Source organism: Pseudomonas sp. NFACC37-1, from assembly GCF_900101575.1.
In the GTDB taxonomy this organism is placed as follows: Bacteria; Pseudomonadota; Gammaproteobacteria; order Pseudomonadales; family Pseudomonadaceae; genus Aquipseudomonas; species Aquipseudomonas fluorescens_AA.
Genome location: NZ_FMUZ01000024.1, coordinates 39,612 through 66,182 on the forward strand (window position 1 = coordinate 39,612; position 26,571 = coordinate 66,182).

General features: G+C 64.2%; 26 protein-coding genes. 15 read left to right on the forward strand and 11 right to left on the reverse strand.

The features are described from left to right. Positions 1–32: 32 nt before the first annotated feature. On the reverse strand, positions 33–4,346 hold the full coding sequence (locus tag BLP82_RS21690) for a DEAD/DEAH box helicase (RefSeq protein WP_092172765.1): 4,314 nt from the start codon (positions 4,344–4,346) through the stop codon (positions 33–35). Positions 4,347–4,686: 340 nt separating this feature from the next. Here BLP82_RS21690 and BLP82_RS21695 point away from each other — a divergent pair, with 340 nt between their 5' ends. Together BLP82_RS21695 and BLP82_RS21700 are read left to right on the forward strand one after the other, a co-directional pair. After that, entirely contained in the window at positions 4,687–5,571 is an 885-nt protein-coding gene (locus BLP82_RS21695) for a sugar nucleotide-binding protein (protein ID WP_060740408.1), read from the forward strand. Next, positions 5,564–6,493, forward strand: coding sequence for an NAD-dependent epimerase/dehydratase family protein (locus tag BLP82_RS21700; RefSeq protein ID WP_060740409.1), 930 nt, complete (start codon positions 5,564–5,566; stop codon positions 6,491–6,493). Before BLP82_RS21695 ends, BLP82_RS21700 begins: the two co-directional genes overlap by 8 nt. 215 nt (positions 6,494–6,708) lie before the next feature. Here BLP82_RS21700 and BLP82_RS21705 read toward each other — a convergent pair whose 3' ends face one another. From BLP82_RS21705 to BLP82_RS21725, 5 genes are all read right to left on the reverse strand, one after another. Next, positions 6,709–7,407, reverse strand: a complete 699-nt coding sequence (locus BLP82_RS21705) for an OmpW/AlkL family protein (RefSeq protein WP_092172768.1) — start codon at positions 7,405–7,407, stop codon at positions 6,709–6,711. Positions 7,408–7,655: 248 nt separating this feature from the next. Beyond that, positions 7,656–8,174, reverse strand: a complete 519-nt coding sequence (locus BLP82_RS21710; RefSeq protein ID WP_025215734.1) for a DUF3299 domain-containing protein — start codon at positions 8,172–8,174, stop codon at positions 7,656–7,658. Between the two features lie 11 nt (positions 8,175–8,185). Beyond that, positions 8,186–9,451 carry an ABC transporter permease gene (locus BLP82_RS21715; RefSeq protein WP_092172771.1) on the reverse strand — a complete coding sequence of 422 codons (1,266 nt, stop codon included), beginning with the start codon at positions 9,449–9,451 and terminating at the stop codon, positions 8,186–8,188. A 1-nt stretch (position 9,452) separates the two neighbouring features. After that, positions 9,453–10,163 (reverse strand): ABC transporter ATP-binding protein, encoded by a 711-nt coding sequence (locus BLP82_RS21720; protein ID WP_092172774.1) that lies wholly within the window; start codon positions 10,161–10,163, stop codon positions 9,453–9,455. Between the two features lie 199 nt (positions 10,164–10,362). After that, on the reverse strand, positions 10,363–10,950 hold the full coding sequence (locus BLP82_RS21725; protein ID WP_092172777.1) for a DUF2796 domain-containing protein: 588 nt from the start codon (positions 10,948–10,950) through the stop codon (positions 10,363–10,365). 120 nt (positions 10,951–11,070) lie between these two features. Here BLP82_RS21725 and BLP82_RS21730 point away from each other — a divergent pair, with 120 nt between their 5' ends. After that, positions 11,071–11,418: a hypothetical protein gene (locus tag BLP82_RS21730; RefSeq protein ID WP_092172780.1), complete on the forward strand. Its 348-nt coding sequence runs from the start codon at positions 11,071–11,073 to the stop codon at positions 11,416–11,418. Here BLP82_RS21730 and trxA read toward each other — a convergent pair. The 3 genes from trxA to BLP82_RS21745 all read right to left on the reverse strand — a co-directional run bounded on the left by trxA (position 11,415) and on the right by BLP82_RS21745 (position 13,605). Next, positions 11,415–12,287 (reverse strand): thioredoxin, encoded by an 873-nt coding sequence (gene trxA, locus BLP82_RS21735; protein WP_092172783.1) that lies wholly within the window; start codon positions 12,285–12,287, stop codon positions 11,415–11,417. The two genes, BLP82_RS21730 and trxA, sit on opposite strands and share 4 nt — an antisense overlap. A gap of 197 nt (positions 12,288–12,484) precedes the next feature. Further along, the gene (locus BLP82_RS21740; protein WP_092172786.1) at positions 12,485–13,144 is read right to left on the reverse strand and encodes a class I SAM-dependent methyltransferase; all 660 of its coding nucleotides are present in this window, start codon (positions 13,142–13,144) and stop codon (positions 12,485–12,487) included. Further along, positions 13,141–13,605: a YbaY family lipoprotein gene (locus BLP82_RS21745; RefSeq protein ID WP_092172789.1), complete on the reverse strand. Its 465-nt coding sequence runs from the start codon at positions 13,603–13,605 to the stop codon at positions 13,141–13,143. The genes BLP82_RS21740 and BLP82_RS21745 overlap by 4 nt, the downstream gene beginning before the upstream one ends. Before the next feature lie 127 nt (positions 13,606–13,732). Between BLP82_RS21745 and nrdR the strand changes: the two genes are divergently transcribed. The 12 genes from nrdR to BLP82_RS21805 all read left to right on the forward strand — a co-directional run bounded on the left by nrdR (position 13,733) and on the right by BLP82_RS21805 (position 22,561). Continuing rightward, positions 13,733–14,197, forward strand: a complete 465-nt coding sequence (gene nrdR / locus BLP82_RS21750) for a transcriptional regulator NrdR (protein ID WP_013694316.1) — start codon at positions 13,733–13,735, stop codon at positions 14,195–14,197. After that, complete coding sequence (gene ribD / locus BLP82_RS21755; protein ID WP_092172792.1) at positions 14,194–15,327, forward strand: bifunctional diaminohydroxyphosphoribosylaminopyrimidine deaminase/5-amino-6-(5-phosphoribosylamino)uracil reductase RibD; 1,134 nt, start codon at positions 14,194–14,196, stop codon at positions 15,325–15,327. The genes nrdR and ribD overlap by 4 nt, the downstream gene beginning before the upstream one ends. A 46-nt stretch (positions 15,328–15,373) precedes the next feature. Beyond that, a complete protein-coding gene (locus BLP82_RS21760; RefSeq protein ID WP_028237110.1) occupies positions 15,374–16,051 on the forward strand; it encodes a riboflavin synthase in 678 nt (225 codons plus the stop codon). A gap of 16 nt (positions 16,052–16,067) precedes the next feature. Continuing rightward, complete coding sequence (gene ribBA / locus BLP82_RS21765) at positions 16,068–17,159, forward strand: bifunctional 3,4-dihydroxy-2-butanone-4-phosphate synthase/GTP cyclohydrolase II (RefSeq protein WP_024617563.1); 1,092 nt, start codon at positions 16,068–16,070, stop codon at positions 17,157–17,159. Between the two features lie 246 nt (positions 17,160–17,405). Next, the gene (gene ribE / locus BLP82_RS21770; protein WP_003206025.1) at positions 17,406–17,882 is read left to right on the forward strand and encodes a 6,7-dimethyl-8-ribityllumazine synthase; all 477 of its coding nucleotides are present in this window, start codon (positions 17,406–17,408) and stop codon (positions 17,880–17,882) included. Continuing rightward, on the forward strand, positions 17,879–18,379 hold the full coding sequence (gene nusB, locus BLP82_RS21775; protein ID WP_057713127.1) for a transcription antitermination factor NusB: 501 nt from the start codon (positions 17,879–17,881) through the stop codon (positions 18,377–18,379). The genes ribE and nusB overlap by 4 nt, the downstream gene beginning before the upstream one ends. Positions 18,380–18,397: 18 nt before the next feature. After that, complete coding sequence (gene thiL / locus BLP82_RS21780) at positions 18,398–19,363, forward strand: thiamine-phosphate kinase (protein ID WP_092172795.1); 966 nt, start codon at positions 18,398–18,400, stop codon at positions 19,361–19,363. Continuing rightward, complete coding sequence (locus BLP82_RS21785) at positions 19,360–19,863, forward strand: phosphatidylglycerophosphatase A family protein (protein ID WP_053125805.1); 504 nt, start codon at positions 19,360–19,362, stop codon at positions 19,861–19,863. The genes thiL and BLP82_RS21785 overlap by 4 nt, the downstream gene beginning before the upstream one ends. An 11-nt stretch (positions 19,864–19,874) precedes the next feature. Continuing rightward, positions 19,875–20,633 (forward strand): substrate-binding periplasmic protein, encoded by a 759-nt coding sequence (locus BLP82_RS21790; RefSeq protein WP_092172798.1) that lies wholly within the window; start codon positions 19,875–19,877, stop codon positions 20,631–20,633. A 109-nt stretch (positions 20,634–20,742) separates the two neighbouring features. Continuing rightward, positions 20,743–21,360: a GTP cyclohydrolase II gene (ribA, locus tag BLP82_RS21795; protein WP_092172801.1), complete on the forward strand. Its 618-nt coding sequence runs from the start codon at positions 20,743–20,745 to the stop codon at positions 21,358–21,360. Further along, complete coding sequence (locus BLP82_RS21800) at positions 21,357–21,776, forward strand: MFS transporter (RefSeq protein ID WP_092172804.1); 420 nt, start codon at positions 21,357–21,359, stop codon at positions 21,774–21,776. The genes ribA and BLP82_RS21800 overlap by 4 nt, the downstream gene beginning before the upstream one ends. Beyond that, positions 21,776–22,561 (forward strand): cobalamin-binding protein, encoded by a 786-nt coding sequence (locus tag BLP82_RS21805; RefSeq protein WP_092172807.1) that lies wholly within the window; start codon positions 21,776–21,778, stop codon positions 22,559–22,561. The genes BLP82_RS21800 and BLP82_RS21805 overlap by 1 nt, the downstream gene beginning before the upstream one ends. A 64-nt stretch (positions 22,562–22,625) precedes the next feature. Here BLP82_RS21805 and BLP82_RS21810 read toward each other — a convergent pair whose 3' ends face one another. Both BLP82_RS21810 and dxs read right to left on the reverse strand, forming a co-directional pair. Continuing rightward, complete coding sequence (locus BLP82_RS21810) at positions 22,626–24,506, reverse strand: TonB-dependent receptor domain-containing protein (protein WP_092172810.1); 1,881 nt, start codon at positions 24,504–24,506, stop codon at positions 22,626–22,628. Between the two features lie 146 nt (positions 24,507–24,652). Then, positions 24,653–26,551, reverse strand: a complete 1,899-nt coding sequence (gene dxs / locus BLP82_RS21815; protein WP_092172813.1) for a 1-deoxy-D-xylulose-5-phosphate synthase — start codon at positions 26,549–26,551, stop codon at positions 24,653–24,655. Positions 26,552–26,571: the final 20 nt, after the last annotated feature.

The window sequence follows — 26,571 nt, forward strand, 5'->3', positions numbered from 1 at the left end:
CACGCAGAGCGTGGGAACGATCATGTGTCTGGCTAAAGGTGTTGAATCAGCTTAGTGCGAATTTCAGCCATCCCTTGAGCATCCAACTCCATCCAAAGATGCTGCTTGCCGGCAATCTGCGCCGCCACCGGCAACCCGTCCCGATACACCAGCCGATTACTCGCCAGCGCCGGCACTTTCGCCCCCGGCAGCAAGGTGCCGGCCAGGTTCAGCGGGTCGACCCCGCACACCGCCACCAAGCTGCCATCGGTGGGGCGGCGGCGGGTTTCGCGCAGCAACGCAATCGCTTCGGGCAGGGCGAACTGTTCGCCCGCCAGGCCGCTGACAAACCGCCCGCCGCGAATCTCGCCCCGCGCTTCCAGGCGATGGAAAGTGCGCAATAGCTCGCGCCAACTCGGCAGCCACTCGGCCTCCCGCTCCAGCAAGCGCCAGAACACCACGCCGTAACGACGCAGCAGGGTCATGGCGATGTGTTCCAGGGTCTCCGGCGCAGTGGGCGCCGGGCGGTTGCCTTCCACGGGGGCGGGTTGGCTGCGGCGCAACAAGGCCCAGCGCCCGGCGTCATCCATGCCGCCGACAAACGCGCCGCGCCCGCGCCGACTGCTGCGGGCCTGGCGTTTGCTGGCGGGGGTGATCAGCGCGCGCAGGCCGGCGAAGCTGTCGGCGTTCACCAACCCGGCGCCCACCAGTTCCTGCAAGGCGATTTCCAGTTCGCTGCGCAGCAGGTGGGCTTCGTGCAGCAGTTCGTCAAAAAACAGTGCGCCGTGCTCGCTGAGGGCTTGATGGACTTTCTGCGTCTTGGGCGACAGTTCGCTGACCGGGGTTTGCTCGGCCAGGCTGCTCCACAGCGCCACCTGGCTGCGCGGCAGCAACACCACCGGCGTGCTGCGCAGGGCGCTGGCCGAGAGCTTCTGACGAGCACTCAAGCGCGTCCACACCAGCTTGCCACTGCGACACAACTCATCGAGCCAACTCGGCGAATAGTCCTTGATCCGCGCCGGCAGTAAATCGCTGTCCCAGGCCGAGGCAGCAGCCGGGTAGCCTTCGAACTGGCTGATGATCGATGGCAGCACGGCGCTGCCCCGGCCTTGGGTGGCGGGTGACAGGTGCTGCCAGTCGAACAGGAAGCGCATGAAGTCCTGCAGCATCACCGGCTCGATTTCCCGGCGCAGGCGCTTGACCGTGTAGCGATGGATCCGCGCCAACAAATGCCGCTCGCACCATTCCTCCTGGCCGGTGCCCGGCGTGAAACGGCCACGCAGCACGTAACCCTGCTGCTCGAGCAGCGCCAGGGCCTGGGTGACCTGCGGTGTCGATAATCCCAGCGGATAGGCGATGGCTTTCAACGGCAGCGGGCCAAAGGCGCTGAGCCGGGCGCGGAGTAGCTCCACCACGGCTTCGTCGCCATCCCAGGCTTCATCGAAACCGGCCAGGGGCGTCAGCGATGGCTGCCATCGGGCCTGTGGATAAACCGCTTGCAGGCAGGTCAGCCGCTCCAACGCCACCCACAGGCCGCGTTCGGCGCTGATCTGCACATGGCTGGCGCGACCGCCAGCGGCCAACGCCTGCAACCAATTCGGCCACGACGCGTGGGCGTTGGCCTCGCTGTCGGCGATACAGGCCAGGCTCATCAATGCTTCGTGCATTTCATCGAGATTAGTGGGGTTCGGCCAGGCTTCGTCCCGGACCGACTGGATGGCCTCGGCGTCCAGCGCGCCCAGGTCGTCGGTGGATTGTGGATCGCTCCAGCGCCGGTTGATCACCGCCTGGGTCCGCCGTTCTTCCAGCGGCGCGTCGTCGAGAAAGGTGTAGGGACGGGCGCTGAGGATTTCTGCCGCCAGCGGCGAGGGCGCCGGCAGGTCGCGGCTGATCAGGCGAATCTGGCCCGCTTCCATGCGCCGCAACAGCGTCAGCCAACCTTCGCTGTCCATGGCCTCGTGCAGGCAATCGTCGAGGGTCTGTTCCACCAGCGGGTGATCGGGAATCTCCCGCTCACCGGCGAGGTTTTCCAGGCAGGCGATCTGGTCCGGAAACACGCTGGCGATCAGGTCTTCGCTTTTCATCCGCTGGATCTGCGGGGCGACTTTGCGCCCGCCGGTGTAGCGCGGCAGGGCCAGGGCCACGCCGGCGTTCCAGCGCCAGCGCACGCCGAACAGCGGTGCATCCAGCACCGCCTGGACCAGGATCTGTTCGGCGCTGTGACTGTTCAGGTAGCGCCAGACTTCGTCCAGTTCGAAGCTGTGGCTGGTGGACAGCGAGAGCACGATGGCGTCTTCACTGGCCGCGGCCTGCAATTCGAAGTTGAAGGTGCGGCAGAAGCGTTTGCGCAAGGCCAGGCCCCAGGCGCGGTTGATACGGCTGCCGAAGGGCGTGTGGATGATCAGTTGGGTGCCGCCGGACTCGTCGAAAAACCGCTCCATCAGCAGCGTGTCCTGGGACGGCAGGGCGCCGAAGGCCAGGCGCGCCGGGGCCAGGTAGTCGACCAATTGTTCGGCGCTGGCGAGGTTCAGGCGTAACGTGCCGGTCAGCCAGTCGAGGGCCGGTTGCAGGTTGCCCGGCGTGGCGCCGAGCAGGTCGTCGAGCCGGGCTTGCAGGCGCGCCACGGCCAAAGACAATTCGTCGCTGCGCCCCGGGGCCTCGCCGAGCCAGAACGGAATGGTCGGCGGTTGGCCCTGGGCGTCCTCGACCCGCACGCGACCGGTCTCGACGCGAATGATGCGGTAAGACGTATTGCCCAGTTGGAACACATCGCCGGCAATGCTCTCCACCGCGAAGTCTTCGTTGACGCTGCCGATGTTCAGGCCCTGGGGTTCGAGCAGCACGCTGTAGTCGGCGTTGTCCGGAATGGTGCCGCCGCTGGTCACCGCCGTCAGTTTGCTGCCCCGGCGCCCGCGCAGGGTCCGGGTCACGGCGTCGCGGTGCAGGTAGGCGCTGCGCACGCCCTGGCGGCCATTGAGGCCTTCGGCGAGCATCTGCAGCAGCGCCTGGTAATGCCCTTCGTCCAGCTCGGCGTAGGGCGAGGCGCGGCGGAAGGTCTCCAACAGCGCCTGTTCCGGCCATTCCTGGCAACTGACTTCGGCGACGATCTGCTGGGCCAGCACATCCAGCGGCGCCTTGGGGATGTGCAGGATGTCGAGTTCGCCACGGCGCACGCAATCGAGCAGGGCGGCGCATTCGATCAAGTCGTCGCGGGTGGTGGCGAACAGACGGCCCTTGGGCGTGCCGCCGACCTGGTGGCCAGAACGTCCAACTCTTTGCAGGAACGCCGAGATCGAACGGGGCGAGGCAATCTGGCAGACCAGGTCGACATCGCCGATATCGATGCCCAGCTCCAGGGAGGCGGTGGCGATCAGTACCTGCAGTTCACCGCGCTTGAGGCGTTGTTCGGCGTCGAGGCGAAACTCCTTCGCCAGACTGCCGTGGTGGGCGGCCACGGCGTCCTTGCCCAGGCGTTCGCTCAGATGACGACTGAGGCGTTCGGCCAGGCGCCGTGTGTTGACGAACACCAGGGTGGTGCGATGCGCCCGGGCCAGCTCGGCGAGGCGGTTGTAGACCAGCTCCCACACGTCATTGGCCATCACCGCCGACAGCGGCACCGGGGGCACCTCGATGTCCAGGTCCCGGGGACGGGCGTGGCCGATGTCGACGATTTCACAGGCGCGGCCTTCACCGACGAGAAACCGTGACACCGCTTCGATGGGCTTTTGCGTGGCCGACAGGCCGATGCGCATCAGGGGTTCGGCGCACAGGGCTTGCAGCCGCTCCAGGCTCAAGGCCAGGTGGCTGCCGCGCTTGCTGGCGGCGATGGCGTGGATTTCATCGACGATCACCGTGCGGGTGCTGGCGAGCATCTGCCGGCCGGAATCGGAGCCGAGCAGCACGTAGAGCGATTCGGGCGTGGTGACCAGGATGTGCGGCGCGGTCTTGCGCATCGCCGAGCGGTCTTTTTGCGGCGTATCGCCGGTGCGTACCGCGGTGGTGATCGGCAAGGGTGGCAAGCCCATTCGTTGCAACTGCTCGGTGATGCCGGCCAGGGGATTCTGCAGGTTGATCTGGATATCGTTGCTCAGGGCCTTGAGCGGCGAGACGTAGACCACCAGGGTCTGGTCCGGCAGGCCGCCTTGTTCCAGGCCGCGGTGCACCAGGTCATCGAGCACCGCGAGAAATGCGGTCAAGGTCTTGCCCGAGCCGGTGGGCGCCGCGACCAGCACCGAGCGACGCTGGCCGATCAACGGCCACGCCCGGGCCTGGGCGGCCGTGACCGCCGGGAAGGTCTGGCTGAACCAGGCGCGAACGGCGGGGTGAAAGCCTGCCATGGCGTGGTCGGCTGCAAGGGGCAGATTCATAGGGTCAGTTTATGCGGGCGAGGTGGGGAGGACGCAAGTACTGATACTGTGCCTGTGGCGAGGGGATTCATCCCCGCTGGGCTGCGAAGCAGCCCCAAACAAGCAAATGGGATAGATCTGACCCACCCAGGTGGCAATTAAAGGGGCTGCTGCGCAGCCCAGCGGGGATAAATCCCCTCGCCACAAGTCAGCGACCAGCCTTGTAAGACACTCAAACCTGGCGATCCACACTTTACGGATGACGGTTGCGCACTAAACCCGCAAAATGCAACGATTCCGGCAACGCCTGCGGGCGTTGTCGACCCAATTTTTGTGCCAATAGAGTGGGCCTGCTGACTTTATGCGAATGCGCCTTATGTTACTGGGCGGCGGAAATGCCCTTGGGCAGGCGCTGATTCGCCTCGGTGCAGAAGAAGACATCGGTTTTCTTGCCCCCCGCCCGCCCGAAGACGGCTGGGATGCCGCGAGCCTGACGCAACTGCTCGACGACACCCGCCCGGACGCCTTGATCAACCTGGCGTACTACTTCGACTGGTTCCAGGCCGAGGCCGTCAGCGAGCAGCGCCTGGCCAGCCAGGAGCGCGCTGTCGAGCGTCTGGCCGGGCTGTGCCAGCATCACAACATCATCTTGCTGCAACCGTCGAGCTATCGGGTGTTCGACGGTTCCCGTGCCACCGCCTACAGCGAGAAAGACGAGCCCGTGCCCCTGGGCGTGCGCGGCCAGGCGCTGTGGCGGATCGAGCAAAGCGTGCGCGCCACCTGCCCGCAGCATGTGTTGCTGCGTTTCGGCTGGCTGCTGGACGACAGCGCCGATGGCACCCTCGGCCGTTTCCTGGCCCGGGCCGAGCAGCCCGAAGAGCTGTTGCTGGCTGACGACCGCCGGGGTAATCCGACGCCCGTGGACGATGCCGCGCGGGTGATCATTTCGGTGCTCAAGCAACTCGACTGCGCGGCGCCGCTGTGGGGCACCTATCATTACGCCGGGCATGAGGCGACCACGCCGCTGGCACTGGGCCAGGCGATCCTCACCGAAGCCCGCGCCCTGCATCCGCTGGCCATCGAGTCGCCCACGCCCCAGGCCCATGCCGCACGGCCGGACGCCGCGGAAGAACCGCAGCACGCGGTGCTGGCCTGCAAGAAAATTCTGCACACTTTCGGGATCAAGCCCCGCGCCTGGCGCGCCGCACTCCCGGGCTTACTGGATAGGTTTTATCGCCATGGCTGAAGGCCCTGTTTTAATCACCGGCGGCGCGGGTTTCATTGGTTCGCACCTGACCGACGCCTTGCTCGCCAAGGGGCATGCGGTGCGCATCCTCGATGACCTGTCCACCGGCAAGCGCAGCAACCTGCCCCTGGATAACCCGGCGGTCGAACTGATCGAAGGCGACGTCGCCGATGCCGCGTTGGTGGCCCGGGCCATGGCCGGTTGCAGCGCCGTGGCGCACCTGGCGGCGGTGGCCTCGGTGCAAGCCTCGGTGGACGACCCCGTGCGCACCCACCAGAGCAATTTCATCGGCACCCTGAATGTCTGCGAAGCCATGCGCCAGGCCGGTGTGAAGCGGGTGTTGTTCGCGTCCAGCGCTGCGGTCTACGGCAACAACGGCGAAGGCGAGTCCATCGACGAAGAAACCCCCAAGGCCCCGCTCACGCCCTATGCCTCGGACAAGCTGGCCAGCGAGTTCTACTTCGATTTCTATCGCCGCCAGCACGCGCTGGAGCCGGTGGTGTTCCGCTTCTTCAACATCTACGGCCCGCGCCAGGATCCGTCCTCCCCGTATTCCGGGGTCATCAGCATCTTCAGCGAACGGGCACAGAAAGGCCTGCCGATCACCGTATTCGGCGACGGCGAGCAGACCCGGGACTTTGTCTATGTCGAAGACTTGGTGGACTTGCTGGTGCAGGCCATCGAGAAGCCCGAGGTGGAAGTGGGCGCGGTGAACGTCGGCTGGAACCAGGCCACGACCCTCAAGCAGATGCTCCAGGCCCTGGCCGCCGTGGTGGGTGATCTGCCACCGATCAGCTACGGCCCGGCGCGCTCCGGCGACATTCGCCATTCCCGGGCTGACAACCATCGGTTGTTGGAGCGCTTCAGCTTTCCCCCGCAAACACCGATGAGTGTGGGGTTGGCGCGGTTGCTGGGACGCTGAATGAAAAAAGGCGCCTTTCGAGGCGCCTTTTTTGTCATGGCATACACTGTTGTGGCGAGGGGATTTATCCCCGTTGGACTGCGCAGCAGTCCCAAATAAACACATGGGGTGAACCTGACGCACCGCGGTGGCGATTACAGGGGCTGCTGCGCAGCCCAACGGGGAAAACCCCCCTCGCCACAGGGTGTGTTGTCAGCTTTTCATTGCGTTGCCATTTAGAATTTGTAACCCAACCCCACCATGTAGATCCATGGATCCACATCGACATTCACCTTGGCCCGAGTCCCGCCGGCCACTGCGTTGTTGTCGACATACGCGGTGGTGTCGATGTCGATGTAGCGGATCTGGCCGTTGATCATCACGTTGTCGGTCAGCATGTAGTCAGCGCCCACTTGCCAAGCCATGCCCCAGCTGTTTTTCGCCCGGAAGTTGCTGAAACCATTGGCGCTGGCTTCGCTGCCGACGTGTTCGTCGTAGATCCAGGTGTAGTTGATACCGGCGCCGACATAAGGCTGGAACGCCGACTTGGCGTCGAGCGGGTAGTAGACCAGGCTCAGTGTAGGCGGCAGGTGCTTGAGGGTGCCGAGCTTGCCATTGGCCGCGCCGAGGGCGGTGCCTTTGATTTTCACGTCGTGCTCGAACGGCGAGGCCGCCAGCAGTTCGATACCCCAATTGTTGGTCAGCATGTAGGCGAAGTTCAGGCCCAGTTGCGTGTCGCTGCTCATGGTGGCCTTGCCGCCCAGGTCGGCACCGGCCAGCGGGCCACGGTCGACCTTGACGCTGGAGCTGTCGGCCTCTGGATTGACGGTGATAGCGCCGGCGCGAACGATGATGTCACCGGCCGTATGGGCCTGGGCGAGCGGGGCTGCGAGCGCGAGGGCAACGAGGGAAGCGCTGAGCAAGGACTTGTGCATGGGGGCTCCAGAGGACATTTCAAAATTGATGTCCCATGGTACGGAGCCGCCTGGTCCGGTCTTTTGACACAGCTCAATGAGTCTTGATCGATTAATTGACTCAGCTCAATGAAATGATGATGAGCAAGCCTTGACGGCCCCATCGCGAGCAAGCTCGCTCCCACACAGGTCGCATAGGCACTGAGATCTCCTGTGGGAGCGAGCTTGCTCGCGATAGCTATCTGACGGACTGCCCATCACCACCCGATTCACTCCGGCAGCTCATACACATAAATCTTCTGCGCCTCCATCTGATACCCGGCGTCGGCCAGTTCACTGGTGGACGGCTTGACCTGCATCGGCCCTTCGACCCAGTACGGTTGGTACAACTCGTCGAGCTTCACGCCGACCTCGCTTTTCACATGCACGATCTGGTTCGACGGCGGTGGCGGCACGTGGATGCAGGCGCCGAAATACGGCACCAGCAGGAAGTCCGTGGTGCGGCCTTCCTCGCTGACTTCCAGCGGCACGATGTAGCCCGGCAAGCGAATCTGCTGGCCATCGAGGGCCTTGACCACCGGCGCGTTGGGCAAATCCTGCTTGGCGGCCGGAGCGGACTCGGCGGCCAGGGCGTCGCTCATCTTCGACAGGTCGTGCAGCGGCGTCATGTTCGGCACTTCCGGCGGGGCGTCCGGCGGGATCATTTCCGACCAGGCCAGGTCCCTCGGCTCCGCCGCCCACAGCGGCAGGGCGACCATCATCAACAGCGCTAGCAGGGCGCGGGGCATCTTCAAAGTCCTCATAGACGAATCGACAGGCCGTCGGCCAACGATTGGCGATAGGCGCGCCAGGCCGGCACGCTGCCCATCAGCAGGGCGGCGACCAGGATGCCAGCCAGCAGCGTCCATTCATATTCGCTCGGCCAGCCCAGGGGCAAGTACAAACCGTAGGCCGACTGCACGTAGCCCTGGGCGGCGGCGATGCCGATGTACAGCAACGCCAGCCCGGCGGTGACCCCGGCCAGCGCCAGGGCAAAGGCTTCAAGTACCAGCAGCGTCGCGATATGCCACGGCCGCGCACCCACCGAGCGCAGGATCGCCATTTCCCGGCGGCGCTCGTTGAGGCTGGTGAGGATCGCCGTGAGCATGCCGATCAACCCGGTCAGGACCACGAACAGCGAAATCACGAACAAGGCCTTTTCCGCCGTGCCCATCAGGCTCCACAACTCCTGCAGTGCTACGCCGGGGAGGATGGCCAGCAGCGGTTCGCCACGGAACTCATTGATCTCGCGTTGCAAGGCAAAGGTCGAAATCTTGCTGTTGAGGCCGAGCATGAACGCGGTGATCGCCTGGGGAGTGAGGTCCATGTTGCGGGCCTGGTCGGCGCTGATGCGCCCATTGCCCTGGGCCGGCACGCCGTTCTTCCAGTCGATGTGGATCGCCTCCATGCCGCCGAGGCTGATGTGCAGCGTGCGGTCCACCGGGGTGCCGGTGCGCTTGAGAGTCCCGACCACGGTGAAGGGCTTGTCGTCGTGCTTGACCAGGCTGATCGCCGCCACGCCGTGGGCCAGCACCAGCTTGTCGCCGAGCTTGTAGTGCAGTGCCTCGGCCACTTCGGCACCGAGTACCACTTCGAACGGATCGGTGGCGAAGGCCCGGCCATCGGCCAGTTCCAGGTGTTGCTGGCGGCCGTACTGGTAATGCTCGAAGTAGGCCTCGGTGGTGCCCATCACCCGGTAGCCGCGATGAGAATCGCCCAGGGACATGGGGATCGCCCACTTCACTTTCGGGTTTTTGGCGAACTGTTCGAAGCTGTCCCAGCGGATGTTGTTGGTGGCGTTGCCGATGCGAAACACCGAATACAGCAGCAGGTTCACCGAGCCGGAGCGGGCGCCGACGATCAGGTCGGTGCCGCTGATAGTGCTGGCGAAACTGGCTCGCGCTTCGGTGCGCACTCGCTCCACCGCCAGTAGCAGACAGACCGAGAGGGCGATGGCAAACGCGGTGAGGATCGCGGTGAAGCGGCGGTTCGCCAGGCTGGCCATGGCTAGACGGAACAAATACATCTCAGACCTCGAGTGGCGTGGCGGCGCGATTGAGATCGGCCAGCGAGAGGTGGCGGTCGAACAGCGGCGCCAGGCTCTGGTCGTGGCTGACGAACAACAGGCTCGACCCGGCCTCGCGGCATTCGGCGAACAACAGCCGCAGGAAGTTTTCCCGGGCGTCGTAGTCCAGGGCTGAAGTCGGTTCGTCGGCGATCACCAGTTCCGGTTGGCCGATCAAGGCCCGGGCGGCGGCGACCCGTTGTTGCTGGCCGATGGACAGCGAGTCGGCGCGACGCTCCAACAGGTTCGGGTCGGTCAAGCCCAGGTGGGCCAGCAGCGTGGTAGCCGCTTGATCGACACTGCCATGGCGCTGGGTGGCCCGCTGCGCGCGCAGTTTCGAGAAGTGGCAGGGCAGTTCGACGTTCTCCCGTACCGAGAGAAACGGCAGCAGGTTGAACTGCTGGAAGATGTAGCCGGTATGGTCCACGCGAAAGCGGTCGCGGCGGCCGGCGGCCAGTTCGCTGAGTTCCTGGCCGAGCAGGCGGATGCTGCCGCGATCCGGTGTCTGCACCCCGCCCAGCAGCCCCAGCAGCGTGGTCTTGCCGCTGCCGCTCGGGCCCTTGAGGAACAAGGTTTCACCCGTTTCCAGGCGAAACGCCGGGATATCCAGCAACGGCGGATGCCCGGGCCAACTGAAGCCCAGGTCGGAGAGTTCGATGAGTGCTTGGGTCATGTTTGCCGATTTCACAGATTGAATACCTGTGGGAGCGGGCTTGCTCGCGAAAGCGGTACATCCTTCGACATCCAATGTCGAATGTTCCATCGCCTTCGCGAGCAAGCCCGCTCCCACATGGATGTGTGGCGAACCCTGATTTTGCATCCACAGCAGATCAGCTATAGGAGCAGGCTCCCACATCGGGTTTTGCGGTGAATCAGAATTTCAGGGTTGGCGCCTTGGCCGTCACTTCCACGCCTTGTTGGCCACTCGGGCTGATCAGTTGTACCTGAATTTTCTGGGTGGCCGGGAAGGTTTTGAACAGTGTCGCCAGGTCCAGGTTCTGCAATGCACCAGCGGCGGCGCAGGTGAACTGGTAGTGGGCATGGATCTCACTGTGCTCGTGATGTTCGTCGCCATCGGCGTCTTCGTCATGGTCTTCGTGGTCCGGTTCATCGCCGAACAACGGGCTTTCCAGTTCCTGTTGGGCCACGGTGCACTTGGCGGCGGCCGGCAGGTTGAACAGCGCCAGTGGCTTGTCCAACTGCGCCCGTACCGCGGCGACCTTGGCCTTGTCGGCATCGCTGGTGGCGGCGTGTTCGAAGCCCACCAGGTTCATCGCCGGGCTTTCCAGTTCCAGCTCCAGGGTTTGGCCATCCAGTGCCGCGTTCAGTCGGGCAACACCGTGTTCATGGGCACCGAGGCTGCCATGTTCGTGATCATGGTCGTGGTCATGCTCCACCGCCGCATGAGCGACAGCCAATGGCAGCAGGGCGAACGGCAAAGCGAGAAGCAGACGACGCATGACGAGTCTCCGAAAAGGTTATGTAATCTTATAACGAAAGTGCGGAGAGTTTGACCGTCTGCTTGGCGTCGCGCAAGGGCCATGGGAGCATGCGTACATGAAATATTCAGGAGCACGGTGATGTTGCGGATACGCGGAACTGTCGGCGAATGGCCGGTGGACTTGACGATCGAAATGGATGAGGGCGACTGGGCGCAGCTCGGCGCGCAGTTGCAAGTGGCCAAGTCCGAGGGCACGGCGGCCCCGGCGGCCAAACCGACGAACCAGGACGATGCCCAATGGCAGATCGCCAAGGAACTGCTGCGCAAGGCCGGCCAACTGAGCGGTCCGGACCTGCTGGAACAGCTCGAAGGCCTGACCGGCAGCGCCTCGGCGGGCAAGCGCCTGTTGGTGCGCCTGCGCCACTGCGCTGAGGTCAAGGTGCTGAGCGGCGGCGATACGCCGCTCTATAGCTGGAGTGGGGCTTAATACAACGCCGCGAACAGCTTGCGGCGATAGGTCGTCACCAGCGGATGATCGTTGCCCAGCAGTTCGAACACTTGCAGCAAGGTCTTGTGGGGCAGGCCTTCGCTGTAGCCGCGGTTACGCACGAACAGCTTGAGCAGCGCATCCAGGGCCGCTTCGTACTGTTGGCGCGCCAGTTGCTGGATCGCCAGTTGGTACACCGCTTCATCGTCTTGCGGGTCTTTCGCCAGGCGCGCCTTGAGATCGGCGGCGTCCGGCAGGTGCTTGGCCAGGCCGAGGAACTGGATCTGCGCCTTGGCACCGGCGAGGGCGGCCTTGTGCTCATCGCTTTTCACCGCGTCGAGCACCGTCTGCGCTTCGTCCAGCTCGCCGCGCTCGGTCAGGCAGCGGGCATACAGGATCAGCGCCTTGGCGTTGGTGTTGTCTTCACCCAGCAACACGGTGAGCACGGCTTCGGCGTCGGCGAAACGACCGTCGTCGAACAGCGCCTGGGCCTGTTCGAACGGGTCGGCGGCGGCCGGCGGCGGCATCTGCACATGGGGTTCGAGCATCGTGCGTACCGCCGATTCCGGCTGGGCACCGGCGAAGCCGTCAACGGGCTGACCGTCCTTGAACAACACCACCGTCGGCAGGCTGCGAATGCCGAAGCGGGCCACAATGTCCTGCTCGATGTCGCAGTTGACCTTGGCCAGCAGCAATTCGCCTTGATAGCTCTCGGCAATGGTTTGCAGCATTGGCATCAGAGCCTTGCACGGCGCACACCACTCGGCCCAGAAATCCACCAGCACCGGTTTGTGGAAAGAGTTCGCGATCACCGATTGGTCGAAATCGGCCGTGGTGGCGTCGAAGATGTAGGGCGTTTCCTGGGTCATTGGGAATCTCGTAGAACGCTTGAATGGGGCAACTATACGGCTTGGTGGGGGGTGGCTGAAAGCGGGGTGGCCTTTCGCCCTGTGGTGCCTGAAAGGACGCCTTCGCGGGCAAGCCCGCTCCCACAGTTGATTTCCAGTGGATACAACATTCGCGTTCACTCTAGACCCCTGTGGGAGCGAGCTTGCTCGCGATGCTTTTAGGGCCAGCGCCGCGCGTGGTACAGGCTCACATGGCGAAACTCTTCCGGCTCGGCCAGGTCCGGCAGGGTCATGGCCTGGAGCATTTCGATGCGCCGGTACAGCGGATGCTGGAAATCCCGCACCCGGGAATCGGCCACCAACGCCTCGCGACCACGGCTGAGGAACTGGTCGAGCAGCGGCAGGTTGGCCCGGTCGTAGAGCACGTCGGCGACCAGGATCAGGTCGAAACGATCAGCCTCGGCGAAAAAGTCCGTCGAATAACCCAACTCCACGTCATTGAGCGCGGCATTGGCCTGGCAGGCGGCAATCGCCAGTGGATCGAGGTCGCAAGCCACCACTTCCAGCGCCCCGGCCTTGACCGCTGCGATGCCCGCCACGCCGGAACCGGCACCAAAATCCAGCACCCGCTTGCCTTCGACCCACTGCGGCTGCTCGGCGAGGTAGTGGGCCATCGCCAAGCCGCTGGCCCAGCAGAAACTCCAATAGGGCGGCTCGTGGAGAATGCGCCGGGTTTCTTCCGGGCTGAAGGCGCGGTCCATGTTGTCGCCGTCGATCAACCACAATCTCAAGTCAGCGCCGGGTAGCGGGCAAGCCACCAGGCGCGCGTCGCCAAGCAATTCACTCAACGCCCGCTGCAGGTCTTGCGGTGCACTCATGGCGCTTTGACGAATTGCAGGGTGCCCAATGCCTGGGTGGTCGGTTGGCTGATGCGTTGCTCCGGCAAGTGCAGGATCAGTTGCCCGGACTGGCTGGCACGGCCACGCAGTTCCACGCGGGCGCCCACCGGGAAGGCTTCCGGGTTGAAACGCAAGCGGAAGGGCAGGGCCTGGTTGGTGCCGATCAGGCTGGAACTGGCAAGCAGTTGTTGTGGACGGTCCTTGTCGTCGATCACCAGCAGCGCCAGTTCCACTTCGGCTCCGGCCGGCACGCCTTGCAGGGTGCCGCTCAACTCGCGCTGGTACGTCGGCAGCGGTCCCAGCTCGGTGGCCTGCCGGGCCTTTTCCTGGGCCTGTTTCGGCGCGGGGGCCGGAGCGGGAGCGGCGGGCTTGGGGGCATCGCTGCTGCACGCCATCAGCAGGCTGAAAAAACTGAGCAGAACGAGCGATCGTAGCGGCATGTGTGGCTCCAGCAAGGTGAATTCCATGGATCTGACGGTAAGCCCGTCTGTATACCGTAAACCCTATGGCTTGTCTTGCCAGTGGGATGCGCTACCATGGCCCTCCCTTTTTTTGTTGCCTGCCACCATGCACTGTCCCTTCTGCGGTGCCAACGACACCAAGGTCATCGACTCGCGACTGGTCGCCGAGGGCGAACAAGTCCGCCGCCGCCGCGAATGCCTGGCTTGCGGCGAGCGTTTCACGACGTTCGAGACCGCTGAACTGGTGTTGCCGCGCCTGATCAAAACCGACGGCAGCCGCCAGCCGTTCGACGAAGAAAAACTGCGCGCCGGCATGCAGCGCGCCCTGGAAAAACGCCCGGTGAGCGTCGAGCGCCTGGAAGCGGCGCTGGTGCACATCAAGCACAAGCTGCGGGCCACCGGCGAGCGCGAGGTCAAATCCCTCGTGGTCGGCGAACTGGTGATGGCCGAGCTGCAGAAGCTCGACGAAGTCGCCTACATCCGTTTCGCCTCGGTATACCGGCGCTTCCAGGACCTGAACGAGTTCCGTGAAGAAATCGACCGCCTGGCCCGCGAACCGGTGAAGGAATGACCGTCCCGGCGCAGCAGGCCGTCCTCGACGCCCACTACATGGCCCGTGCCCTGGAGTTGGCGCGGCGCGGTCACTACACCACCCACCCCAACCCACGGGTCGGTTGCGTGATCGTGCGTGACGGGCAGATTGTCGGCGAAGGCTGGCACATCCGCGCTGGCGAGCCCCATGCCGAAGTCCATGCCCTGCGGGCCGCCGGTGACAACGCCCGGGGCGCCACGGCCTACGTGACCCTCGAGCCTTGCAGTCATCACGGGCGTACCCCGCCTTGTGCCGATGCGCTGGTCAATGCCGGCGTGGCGCGGGTGGTGGCAGCGATGCAGGACCCTAACCCGGCAGTCGCCGGGCGTGGCCTGCAACGCCTGGCCCAGGCCGGCATCGCCACCGAAAGCGGCGTGCTGGAAGGCGAGGCGCGCCTGCTCAACCAGGGTTTCCTCAAGCGCATGGAGCACGGCTTGCCGTACGTGCGGGTCAAGCTCGCCATGAGCCTGGATGGCCGCACCGCCATGGAAAGCGGCGAAAGCCAGTGGATCACCGGCCCGGCCGCACGTTCGGCGGTCCAACGCCTGCGCGCCCAGGCCAGTGTGGTGCTGACCGGTGCCGATACGGTGCTGGCGGACAACGCCCGGCTGACCGTACGCGCCGATGAACTCGGGCTGGATGCCGAGCAGACGGCGTTGGTCATGAGCCGTCCGCCGCTGCGGGTACTGGTGGACGGGCGCCTGCGGGTGCCCCTGGATTCGGCGTTTTTCAAGGCCGGCCCGGCGCTGGTCGCTACCTGCATGGCGGTGGAAGAACAGTACGCCAACGGTCCCGAATGCATGATCGTGGCGGGTGATGACGGCCAGGTCGATCTGCGTCGGCTGCTGGTGGCGCTGGCTGCCCGGGATGTCAATGAAGTACTGGTGGAGGCCGGTCCGCGCCTGGCGGGGGCTTTCGCCCGGCTGGGGCTGGTGGACGAGTTCCAGATCTTCATCGCCGGCAAGTTCCTCGGTTCTTCGGCGCGGCCACTGCTGGACTGGCCGCTGGCGCAGATGAAGGACGCTCCCCAGCTGAAAATCACCGAAATCCGCGCCGTGGGCGATGACTGGCGAGTCATCGCCGTTCCCGTGCCACCGGCCAGCGTATAATTCCCGGCTTTCGCTCACGCGGCGGCCCGTTCTCGAGGAGGACTCCATGTTTACCGGCATCATCGAATCCATCGGCAGCATCCGTGCACTCACCCCCAAGGGCGGCGATGTGCGGGTCTATGTCGAAACCGGCAAGCTCGACCTGAGCGACGTCAAGCTGGGCGACAGCATCGCGGTAAACGGCGTTTGCCTGACCGCCGTTGAACTGCCAGGCAACGGCTTCCTGGCGGACGTCAGCCGCGAAACCCTCGACTGCACGGCCATGAACGACCTCAAGAGCGGCAGCCCGGTCAACCTGGAAAAAGCCCTGACCCCCACCACTCGCCTGGGCGGGCATCTGGTCAGCGGCCACGTGGACGGCGTCGGCGAAGTGGTTTCGCGCACGGATAACGCCCGGGCCGTGGAGTTTCGTATCCGCGCCCCGAAGGAGCTGGCCAAGTACATCGCCCATAAAGGCTCGATCACCGTCGACGGCACCAGCCTGACGGTCAACGCGGTGGATGGCGCCGAATTCCTGCTGACGATCATTCCCCACACGTTGAGCGAAACCATCATGGCTTCGTACCGGCCAGGTCGCCGGGTCAATCTGGAAGTCGACTTGCTGGCCCGTTACCTGGAGCGCCTGCTTATGGGAGACAAGGCCGCAGAGCCTGACTCTTCACAGCGGCGGGCCGGTAACATCACCGAAAGTTTTCTGGCCGCCAACGGCTACCTCAAATCCTGACCCAAGGGGGTGCCGCGTGGCGCTCAATAGCATCGAAGAACTGGTTGAAGACATCCGCCAAGGCAAGATGGTCATCCTCATGGATGACGAAGACCGCGAGAATGAAGGCGACCTGATCATGGCCGCCGAGTGCTGCAAGGCCGAACACATCAACTTCATGGCCAAGCACGCCCGTGGGCTGATCTGCATGCCGATGACCCGCGAGCGCTGCGAACTGCTGAAGCTGCCGCTGATGGCGCCACGCAACGGTTCGGGCTTCGGCACCAAGTTCACCGTGTCCATCGAGGCCGCCGAAGGCGTGACCACCGGGATCTCCGCCGCTGATCGCGCGCGCACCGTACAGGCTGCCGCCGCCCGGGACGCCAAGGCCGAAGATATCGTCAGCCCCGGCCACATCTTCCCGCTGATGGCCCAGGCCGGTGGCACCCTGGCCCGCGCCGGCCACACCGAAGCGGCGTGCGACCTGGCACGCATGGCCGGCTTCGAACCCAGTGGCGTGATCTGCGAAGTGATGAACGACGACGGCACCATGTCCCGTCGCGCGGAGCTGGAAACCTTCGCCGCCGAACACAACATCAAGATCGGCACCATCGCCGACCTGATCCACTACCGGATGATCCACGAACGTACCGTTCAGCGGATTGCCGAGCAGCCGCTGGACAGCGAACTGGGCCAGTTCAACCTGGTGACCTACCGCGACTCGGTGGAAGGCGACGTGCACATGGCGCTGACCCTGGGCACCGTATGCGCCGAAGAGCCGACCCTGGTGCGCGTGCACAACATGGACCCGCTGCGCGACCTGCTGATGGTCAAGCAACCCGGCCGCTGGAGCCTGCGGGCCGCCATGGCCGCGGTGGCTGAGGCCGGCAGCGGCGTGGTGTTGTTGCTCGGTCACCCACTCGATGGCGACGTGCTGCTGGCGCACATTCGTGAAACCGGCGATCAGGCAGTGGTGAAAAAACCGACCACCTACAGCATCGTCGGTGCCGGTTCGCAGATCCTTCGTGACCTGGGCGTGCGTAAAATGCGCCTGATGAGCGCGCCGATGAAATTTAATGCGATATCCGGTTTCGATCTGGAAGTTGTAGAATACGTGCCCTCCGAATAATGGCCCGGGGTTCCGGCATTATTGTTCACTTGAGGGATTCATGTGTGGCGAGGGGATTTATCCCCGCTGGACTGCGCAGCAGTCCCAAAAAAGGGGCCGCTTCGCAGCCCAGCGGGGATAAATCCCCTCACCACAAAGATGCGCAAGTGAGCGGCAATGCGGGATCTGCGAGTGCTGTAATTCGTGGCTAATATCACTGAAGGAGCGCGTATAGAACGCGCTCTGGCTCTTTAAGAGATCTGACGAATGACCCTGAAGACCATCGAAGGTACCTTCATCGCCCCTAAAGGCCGCTACGCTCTGGTAGTGGGCCGTTTCAACAGTTTCGTGGTCGAGAGCCTGGTTGGCGGTGCGGTCGATGCCCTGGTTCGCCATGGCGTGAGCGAAAGCGACATCACCATCATCCGTGCCCCTGGCGCCTTCGAAATTCCGCTGGTTGCGCAGAAAGTCGCTCAAAAGGGCGAATATGCGGCGATCATCGCCCTGGGCGCGGTCATTCGTGGCGGTACTCCGCACTTCGAATACGTGGCTGGCGAATGCACCAAGGGCCTGGCCCAGGTGTCCATGGAATTCGGCGTGCCGGTCGCTTTTGGCGTGCTGACCGTTGATTCCATCGAACAAGCCATCGAGCGTTCCGGCACCAAGGCCGGTAACAAAGGTGCCGAAGCTGCCCTGTCCGCCCTGGAAATGGTCAGCCTGCTGGCGCAGTTGGAGGCCAAGTGATTAGCGACGAAAGCGATCGTTTCAACCCGCGCGATCCAAAGCCTGCGGACGCCGGCAAGCCGTCGAAAAGCGCCAAGCGTCGCGAAGCCCGTCAGCTCGCGACCCAGGCGCTGTATCAATGGCACATGGCCAAGCAATCGCTGAACGAGATCGAAGCGCAGTTTCGGGTCGATAACGATTTCAGTGATGTCGACGGTGCTTATTTCCGCGAGATCCTACACGGGGTCCCGCAGTTCAAGACCGAAATCGACACCGCGCTCACGCCTTGCCTGGACTTGACCATCGAAGAGCTGGATCCGGTTGAACTGGCGGTTCTGCGTCTGTCCACCTGGGAACTGCTCAAGCGCGTCGACGTGCCGTACCGCGTGGTGATCAACGAAGGGATCGAACTGGCGAAAGTCTTCGGTTCCACCGATGGCCACAAGTTCGTCAACGGTGTGCTCGACAAGCTCGCCCCGCGCCTGCGTGAAGCTGAAGTGAAGGCGTTCAAGCGCTGATTGGCGCTTGTTATCCCAATGGGTGAGTTTGAGCTGATCCGTAACTACTTCGCCGCCGCGCCTTGCGCGCAGGGCGGCGAGGGCGTTGCGCTGGGGATCGGCGACGACTGCGCCTTGCTGGCCGTTCCTCCCGGGGAACAGCTGGCGGTCTCCACCGACACGCTCGTGGCCGGTGTGCATTTTCCAGACTCTTGCGAGCCGTTCCTGCTCGGCCAGCGCTCGCTGGCCGTGGCGGTCAGCGACCTGGCCGCCATGGGCGCCAAGCCTTTGGCCTTTACCCTTGCCCTGACCTTGCCGACGGTGACCACCGATTGGCTGCAAGCCTATGCCCGCGGTTTGAACCAGATGGCCCTGGCCTGTGGCGTGGCGCTGGTGGGAGGGGACACCACGCGTGGGCCGTTGAGCCTGACCATGACCGTGTTCGGCCACGTGTCTTCCGGCCAGGCCCTGATCCGCAGCGGCGCGCGGCCCGGCGACCTGCTGTGTGTCGGCGGCGAACTGGGCAATGCCGCCGGCGCCTTGCCGTTGGTGCTTGGCCAGCGTCGCGCCGAGCCTGTGATTGCCGAGCCACTGCTGGCTCATTATTGGTCGCCCCGACCGCAGATCGACTTGGGCCTGGCGTTGCGGGGAAAGGCCAGCGCGGCGATGGATATTTCCGATGGCCTGCTGGCCGATTGCGGGCATATCGCCCTGGCGTCCGGGGTAGCCTTGCAGGTTGAACGGGACCGACTGCCGCTGTCCAACGCTCTGGTAGCGTTTCTTGGTGGAGCCGATGCCGCGCAGGCCGCCCTGAGTGGCGGTGACGATTATGTGCTGCTGTTCGCCCTGCCACCGGGCCGATTGCCGGCGTTGCAGGCCGCAGGCTGGCCGATCCATGTGATCGGCAGCGTCCTGGCCGGGCAAGGCGTCACGCTGGTGGACAGCGACGGGCACGACATCACCCCGCACGTACGGGGCTATCAACATTTTCGGGAGACACCGTGACAGATCATCCCAACCAGGTCCCGGCAGAGTTCGTTCCGCCTTCGGTCTGGCGCAATCCCTGGCATTTCCTCGCATTTGGCTTTGGATCGGGCACTTTACCCAAGGCGCCGGGCACCTGGGGCTCGCTGGTTGCGCTACCCTTCATACCGTTGTGGCAGATGTTGCCGGACTGGGGCTACTGGTTGATGCTCGGCATCACCATGCTGTTTGGCTTCTGGCTGTGTGGCAAGGTGGCGGACGACCTGCGGGTGCACGACCATGAAGGCATCGTCTGGGACGAAATGGTCGGCATGTGGATCACCTTGTGGCTCGTGCCGGAAGGCTGGTATTGGTTGCTGACGGGATTTCTGGTGTTCCGCTTCTTCGATATCCTCAAGCCGTGGCCGATCCGCTGGATCGATCGACATGTGCACGGAGGCGTCGGGATCATGCTCGACGATGTATTGGCCGGGGTTTTCGCCTGGCTGGCAATGCAAGGATTGGTGTGGTGTTTCACCTGAAGGAGCCAGGCATGGGCGTAAGCCGCGCACTACTGCTGTTGCTGTGTCTAGGCGCCTGTGCGGGTGTGAGGGTGGCCGAGTCGGCACCGCTGCCTGACAAGGTCCGCGCGGCCAGCGAGGAGTGGGCCGATTACACCCAGGCCGATGGCCAGGGCATGGGCTGGGACATCTTGCGCGCGGTGTTCGAACCTGAAGGCGTCAAGCTGGAAATCCGCAGCGTGCCCTACACCCGTTCGATAGGGCTGGTGCAGCGCGGCGAGGTCGATGTGCAGGTCGGCGCCTATCGGGATGAATCCGAAGGCGTGCTTTACCCGAAGTGGCACTACGACGTCGATCACATCTATGCCTTGGGGTTGGCCTCCAAGCCGACGCCCACCCTGGCGACGATTGGCAACTATCGGCTGGTATGGATGCGCGGGTACGAATACAACAACTACCTGCCCAACATCCGGCGTTTCAATGAGATCCACCGGGCGGTGGGTATCTTGCCGATGCTGATCCATGAGCGAGCGGATTTTTACATCGATGCGTCGATGGAAATCGAAGAAGTGCTCGCCAAGGCCGATAACCCGAAGCAGTTCAAACGCTCGCCGCTGATCAATTTGCCCCTCTACCTGGGCTTTGCCAACAACGCCAATGGACGAGCATTGAGCGAGCTGTTCGACCGGCGGATGGAAGTGCTGGTGAAAACCGGCCAGCTCAAGCCGATTTTCGAACATTGGAAGCAACCTTATCCTTTCGACGAGAATGGCAAGCCACCGAAGCCGTAATCAAACTTTTCGATGGTTATGGGCGACAATTCAGCCTAAGCGTCGGTCGGGACGTGCTGTTACAATGCCCGCCTCTGCGAAACTCCAGTACTAGATCAGGAGCACACCGGTGCCTGTCGTTTTTGTTGCCGCTTCCAAGCTGCCAACGCCCTTTGCGCAATTCACCATGCATGGTTTTCTCGATGAAGCCACCGGCCGCGAGCATGTCGTGCTCAGCCTGGGTGATTTCGCCGACGGTTCTGCGGTGCTGGGTCGCCTGCATTCCGAATGCCTGACCGGCGACGCCCTGTTCAGCCAGCGCTGCGATTGCGGTTCGCAACTCGAGGCCGCGCTGCAGGCCATCGCCCGCGAAGGCCGTGGCGTGCTGCTGTACCTGCGCCAGGAAGGCCGTGGCATTGGCCTGTTGAACAAGATCCGCGCCTATGAACTGCAAGATGGCGGCGCCGATACCGTGGAAGCCAACGAGCGCCTGGGCTTTGCCGCCGACATGCGCGACTACAGCATCTGCCTGCCGATGCTGGAGCATCTGGGCGTGAAGTCGCTGCGCTTGATGACCAACAACCCGCGCAAGGTCAAGGCATTGACCGACATGGGCATCGTGGTGGCCGAGCGTGTGCCGCTGCACACCGGTCACAATCCCCACAACAAGCTCTACCTGGCAACCAAGGCCAGCAAGCTCGACCACATGATGGGCAACGAGCACCAAGGCGAGGTTGACCGGGCGTGACGCGCGGTCAGGTTCGGCGGCGGCTGTCGGTCAATTGGTGGAAATACCTGGCCCTGGCCTTGCTGCCACTGTTTGTGATCAATGCGGTGTTCGGCCAGGGCGAAGGGATTCTGCCGGTGCTGGCGATGCCGTTGTTCATTGCCGGCCTGGCGTCGATGTTTGTCAGCCTGCGATTCTTCGGGCCGTACAAGCAAGCCCTGGTCGCCACCCAGAAAGCCCTCGACACACCCGAAGAGCCCCAGGCCTGGATCGACCTGGCGGCCCGTCGCCGCGCCGCCTTCCTGGTGGCCGGGCTACCGGCCTGGATCGGCGCCCTGGCGGTGTTCGTGGGCCTGGAAGCGGTGCCGTTGATGCTGCTGGCCTTGTCGACCGCCGTGTTGTTCTACCTGTACCGCATCCCGCGTCAACTCGGCTGATGAGCCGCTGGCTGGCGGTGTTGCTGCTGGCCGTCAGCGCCTCGACGATGGCCGCCTCGCGGGTCGTCAGCCTGGCGCCATCGCTGTCGGAAATTGTCGTTGAACTGGGCTCCGCCGACCTGTTGGTGGGCGTGCTGGATGGCGGGGATCGCCCGCCGGCGCTCAAGGGCGTGCCCTCGGTAGGCCGTTACGGGCAACTGGACATGGAGCGCTTGCTCAGCCTCAAGCCCGATCTGCTCCTGCTCTGGCCTGGCAGTGTCGGCCCGGCCCAGCGCGAGCAGCTCAAGGGCCTGGGCATCCCCATCCATGTCGCCGAGCCCCGCAGCCTCGACCAACTCATCACGCAAATCGAAGTCATCGCCCAGCAGATCGGCCGCCCGGAGCGGGGTGTGCAGCGGGCGGCGCAGTTGCGCGTGCGTCTCGAGGCGCTACGCCAGCGCTATCGACGGGACCCGCCGTTGCCGGTGTTCTACCAGGTCTGGGACCGGCCGCTGTACACCGTTGGTGGCGGGCAGATCATCAGTGATGCGCTGAGCGTATGCGGTGCCCACAACGTTTTTGCCGAGCTGAGCGTGCCGGCGCCGCAGGTGAGTGTGGAAGCGGTGCTGCAACGTAATCCGCAAGTCATCCTGGCCACGGAACAGACGCAGCTCGATGCCTGGAAAACCTGGCCGGTGGCGCAGGGGCGGTTGTTGTTGGTCAATGACAAAGGCCTGGAACGGCCCAGTGGGCAGATGATCGAGGCGACGGCGCGGTTATGTGAGTTGATTGCGCCAGACCGATAGACCGCGGCGCGGCCTTCGCGAGCAAGCCCGCGAAGAGGCCAGTCCAAGCACCACAAGCTCTGGATCAGAGTGACGGTGTCCACGTCGCCCCAAACAACCACGCCCGACCTTCCTCCCGATACCCATACTGCCCCCCATCGTGGCTATACAGCGCCCGGCTGTAACCCTTGTCCAGCAGGTTATCCACCTTCATCTCCAGCTTCACCTCCCGGGTCAGCGCCCAACTGCCGCGCAACCCGAGCAGGGCATAGCCGCCCAGGGCGTTGCGGTTGTCTTCATCGTCATAGCTGCCGCTCACCGCTTGCCAGGTGGCGCCCAGGCCGAGGCGGTCGAATTGCCGGTCCAGGTCCAGGCTCAAGGTCCGTCGAGCGCGGCGAGCCAGGGTGTGACCGCTGTCGCGGTCGCGCGGGTCGATGATGGCCAGGGCCAGATTGCCCTGCCAGCCGAATACATCCTGCAGATAGGCCATTTCAAAGCCGTTGATCCGCGCCGAGGCGACGTTCTGCGGGCGTGAGTCGCGACCAAAAATGATCGCGTCTTCCAGGTCGGTGCGGTACAGCGAGGTTTCCAGGCGGGCGCTGTCGCTCAGTTGGCTGCGCCATTGCAGCTCGTAGCTCTTGGCCGTCTCGGGCTTCAGGCCGGGGTTGCTGAAGTCTGGGTAGTAGAGGTCGTTGAAGGTTGGTGCGCGGAAGCTCTCGCTGTAGGTCAGCAACAGGTCGTTGGCCGGATCGACCGGCAGGGTGAAGGTGCCGCTCCAACTGTTCTGGCCGCCAAACTGTTGGTTCTGGTCGCGACGCAGGCCCAGTTCAGTCGAGAACGTTTCGGCCTGGAAGCGGTGCTGGATGAACGCTGCGCGGTTCCAGCGGCTGTCTTCGTCGAACGGCGTGCTGCTGTTGACCCGGTCCTGATACCAGTCGCCGCCGACGATCAGGCTGTTGCGCTCGTCCAGCGTCACATTGTTCTGCCAGGTCACCGAATCGCGGTAGGTGTTGAAGACTTCGCGGACATCGCTGAGCTTGTCGAAGGTCTTTTCGCGGTTCTCGCTGTGGCCCAGTTCCAGGCGGGATTTCCAGGCGTCGTTGATGCGCCCGTCCACATAGGTGCTGAAGCTGCTCACCGCGAACTCGCTGTAGGGTTGTTGGGGCAGGGACTCGAACGTGCTCGGGTCGAAGCGGCCGAACGGGTTGTCGTATTCGCTTTTGCCGCGGTTATCCAGCAGGTTCAGGCCAACTTCCAGATCATCGCTGGCCGCATGGCTCAGGCTCAGGCTGAAGGACTGGTTGCGGTTGGCATCGTCGTCGCGGTCGCTGGCGTAGGACTCGTGGGTCCGGTTGCTACCGTCACTGTCGTCGAGACTGGCACCGAGGTTGAAACGGGTTTGCTCGTCGCCGCCGGACAGGCCCAGGCTGCGCTCCCAGGTCTGGTGGCTGCCGACCCCCATATGCAGGCGCGGTTGCAGGCCTTGAGTGTTGCCGCGACGGGTGAAAATCTGGATCACCCCGCCCACCGCGTCGGCGCCGTAGATCACCGAACGCGAACCGCGCAGCACTTCCACGCGCTCGATCTGGTTGATGTTCAGGCGTTGCAGGTTGCTGTCACCGGAGGTGGCGTTGCCGATGCGCTGGCCGTCCACCAGCACCAGGCTCTGGGCCGATTTGGTCCCGCGGATGTAAATCCCCGGCAGGCTGCCGCGCCCACCCAGCGGCGCCACTTGCACCCCCGGCACGCGGCTGAGCAAGTCCGTGACACTGGCCGGTTGCAAGCGCTCGATGTCGTCGCGGGTGAACACGGTGTTGGCGGCACTGCTGTCGTTGCGGGCCTCGACCTGGCGGTTGGCGCTGATCACGATGTCGGGCAGCTTCAAGGCCTGGTCGCGTTCGAAGGTGTCGGCCAGCAGGTCTGGGGTTGGCAGTAGGGACAGGGTTAGGGCGAGGCGGAGTTTCATGGGGGTTCCGATCATGTGTGCTTCACGCAAGCCAATGTGGGAGCGGGCTTGCTCGCGAAAGCGGTGCATCAGTCAATATCGAATTCGACTGACACACCGCTTTCGCGAGCAAGCCCGCTCCCACAGGGTTCTGTATTGTTTGAAAGTTACAGGCCCAACAGCTGCAACCGCTGACGCACCGCCGCTTCGATCCCCGCCTCGTCCAGCCCGCATTCGGCGAGCATCTGCGCTGGCTTGGCGTGTTCGACGTAGCTGTCCGGCAGGCCCAGGTGCAGCACCGACTTGAGGATGTTCTCCCGGGCCAGGAACTCGCTGACCGCCGCGCCGGCACCGCCCATGATGGCGTTTTCCTCGATGGTCACCAGCAGGTCATGGCTGCCGGCCATTTCGCGCACCAGGGCTTCATCCAGGGGTTTGACGAAACGCATGTCCACCACGGTAGCGTCCAAGGTGTGGGCGACTTTCAAGGCCTCGGCCAGTTGCACGCCGAACACCAGCAGGGCGGTTTGCTTGCCCTGGCGGCGGATCACGCCCTTGCCGATCTCGATGGGCTCGAGGTCGGTCGAGAGGGTCGCGTTCGGGCCGGTGCCACGAGGGTAGCGCACCGCCGCCGGACCATCGAACAGGTGGCCGGTGGTGAGCATCTTGCGCAGTTCGTTTTCGTCGCTCGGGGTCATCACCAGCATGCCAGGGATGCAGCGCAGGAACGACAGGTCGAAGCTGCCGGCGTGGGTCGGGCCGTCTTCGCCCACCAGGCCGGCACGGTCGATGGCGAACAGCACGTCGAGGTTCTGCACCGCCACGTCATGAATCAACTGGTCGTAGGCCCGTTGCAGGAAGGTCGAATAGATCGCCACCACCGGCTTGGCGCCTTCGCAGGCCATGCCGGCGGCGAGGGTCACGGCGTGCTGCTCGGCAATCGCCACGTCGAAATAGCGTTGCGGGTAGCGTTCGCTGAACGCCACCAGGTCCGAGCCTTCCTTCATCGCCGGGGTAATGCCCACCAGGCGTGGATCGGCGGCGGCCATGTCGCACAGCCATTGGCCGAAAACGCTGGAGTACTTCGGTCCACTGGCTTTTTTCGGCGCGGCGGCCGGGGCGTCCAGGGGTTCGAGCTTGGTGATGGCGTGGTAGCCGATCGGGTCGACCTCCGCCGGGGCGAAGCCTTTGCCTTTCTTGGTGACCACGTGCAGGAACTGCGGCCCCTTGAGGTCGCGCATGTTGCGCAGGGTGGCGATCAGGGTCGGCAGGTCGTGGCCGTCGATGGGGCCGATGTAGTTCCAGCCCAGTTCTTCGAACAGCGTGCCGGGCACCAGCATGCCCTTGGCGTACTCTTCGGTACGGCGGGCGATTTCCCAGGCACCGGGCAGGCGTGACAACACCTTCTTGCTGCCTTCGCGCATGCTGGCGTAGGTGCGGCTGGAGAGGATCTTCGCCAGGTAGTTGGACAACCCGCCGACATTGCGCGAGATCGACATGTCGTTGTCGTTGAGGATCACCAGCATGTTGGCGTTGACTTCCGGCGCATGATTCAGCGCCTCGAAGGCCATGCCCGCGGTCAGTGCGCCGTCGCCGATCACGGCAATGGCCTTGCGCTCGCTGTTTTGCAGGCGGGCGGCAATCGCCATGCCCAGGGCGGCGCTGATGGACGTGCTGGAATGGCCGACGCCAAAGGTGTCGTATTCGCTCTCGGAACGGCGCGGGAAGGCGGCGATACCGTCCTTCTGGCGCAGCGTGCCCATGCGCTCGCGACGGCCGGTCAGGATCTTGTGCGGGTAGGCCTGGTGCCCGACGTCCCACACCAGCCGGTCGTCCGGGGTGTCGAACACGTAATGCAGCGCGATCGTCAGCTCGATGACGCCCAGGCCGGCACCGAAGTGCCCACCGGTCTGGCCGACTGTATAGAGCAGTTCCAGGCGCAACTCATCGGCCAGGGTTTCCAGCTCGGCTTCACCCAGGCGACGCAGGCCGTCCGGCGTGTTGGCGCGGTCCAGCAGGGGCGTGGTCGGGCGCTTGCGGGGAATCTCTTGAAACGTCGTGGGCATCAGGCGAATCGTTATAGGTA

Coding starts and splice junctions, on each gene's coding strand:
- BLP82_RS21695 (WP_060740408.1), top strand. CDS start 4,687: ATGCGAATGCGCCTTATGTTACTGGGCGGCGGAAATGCCCTTGGGCAG.
- BLP82_RS21730 (WP_092172780.1), top strand. CDS start 11,071: ATGTTGCGGATACGCGGAACTGTCGGCGAATGGCCGGTGGACTTGACG.
- BLP82_RS21760 (WP_028237110.1), top strand. CDS start 15,374: ATGTTTACCGGCATCATCGAATCCATCGGCAGCATCCGTGCACTCACC.
- ribD (WP_092172792.1), top strand. CDS start 14,194: ATGACCGTCCCGGCGCAGCAGGCCGTCCTCGACGCCCACTACATGGCC.
- BLP82_RS21710 (WP_025215734.1), bottom strand. CDS start 8,174: ATGCCCCGCGCCCTGCTAGCGCTGTTGATGATGGTCGCCCTGCCGCTG.
- ribE (WP_003206025.1), top strand. CDS start 17,406: ATGACCCTGAAGACCATCGAAGGTACCTTCATCGCCCCTAAAGGCCGC.
- BLP82_RS21805 (WP_092172807.1), top strand. CDS start 21,776: ATGAGCCGCTGGCTGGCGGTGTTGCTGCTGGCCGTCAGCGCCTCGACG.
- dxs (WP_092172813.1), bottom strand. CDS start 26,551: ATGCCCACGACGTTTCAAGAGATTCCCCGCAAGCGCCCGACCACGCCC.
- BLP82_RS21725 (WP_092172777.1), bottom strand. CDS start 10,950: ATGCGTCGTCTGCTTCTCGCTTTGCCGTTCGCCCTGCTGCCATTGGCT.
- BLP82_RS21720 (WP_092172774.1), bottom strand. CDS start 10,163: ATGACCCAAGCACTCATCGAACTCTCCGACCTGGGCTTCAGTTGGCCC.
- BLP82_RS21810 (WP_092172810.1), bottom strand. CDS start 24,506: ATGAAACTCCGCCTCGCCCTAACCCTGTCCCTACTGCCAACCCCAGAC.
- BLP82_RS21790 (WP_092172798.1), top strand. CDS start 19,875: ATGGGCGTAAGCCGCGCACTACTGCTGTTGCTGTGTCTAGGCGCCTGT.
- trxA (WP_092172783.1), bottom strand. CDS start 12,287: ATGACCCAGGAAACGCCCTACATCTTCGACGCCACCACGGCCGATTTC.
- BLP82_RS21705 (WP_092172768.1), bottom strand. CDS start 7,407: ATGCACAAGTCCTTGCTCAGCGCTTCCCTCGTTGCCCTCGCGCTCGCA.
- BLP82_RS21690 (WP_092172765.1), bottom strand. CDS start 4,346: ATGAATCTGCCCCTTGCAGCCGACCACGCCATGGCAGGCTTTCACCCC.
- BLP82_RS21745 (WP_092172789.1), bottom strand. CDS start 13,605: ATGCCGCTACGATCGCTCGTTCTGCTCAGTTTTTTCAGCCTGCTGATG.
- BLP82_RS21740 (WP_092172786.1), bottom strand. CDS start 13,144: ATGAGTGCACCGCAAGACCTGCAGCGGGCGTTGAGTGAATTGCTTGGC.
- nrdR (WP_013694316.1), top strand. CDS start 13,733: ATGCACTGTCCCTTCTGCGGTGCCAACGACACCAAGGTCATCGACTCG.
- BLP82_RS21700 (WP_060740409.1), top strand. CDS start 5,564: ATGGCTGAAGGCCCTGTTTTAATCACCGGCGGCGCGGGTTTCATTGGT.
- BLP82_RS21715 (WP_092172771.1), bottom strand. CDS start 9,451: ATGTATTTGTTCCGTCTAGCCATGGCCAGCCTGGCGAACCGCCGCTTC.
- thiL (WP_092172795.1), top strand. CDS start 18,398: ATGGGTGAGTTTGAGCTGATCCGTAACTACTTCGCCGCCGCGCCTTGC.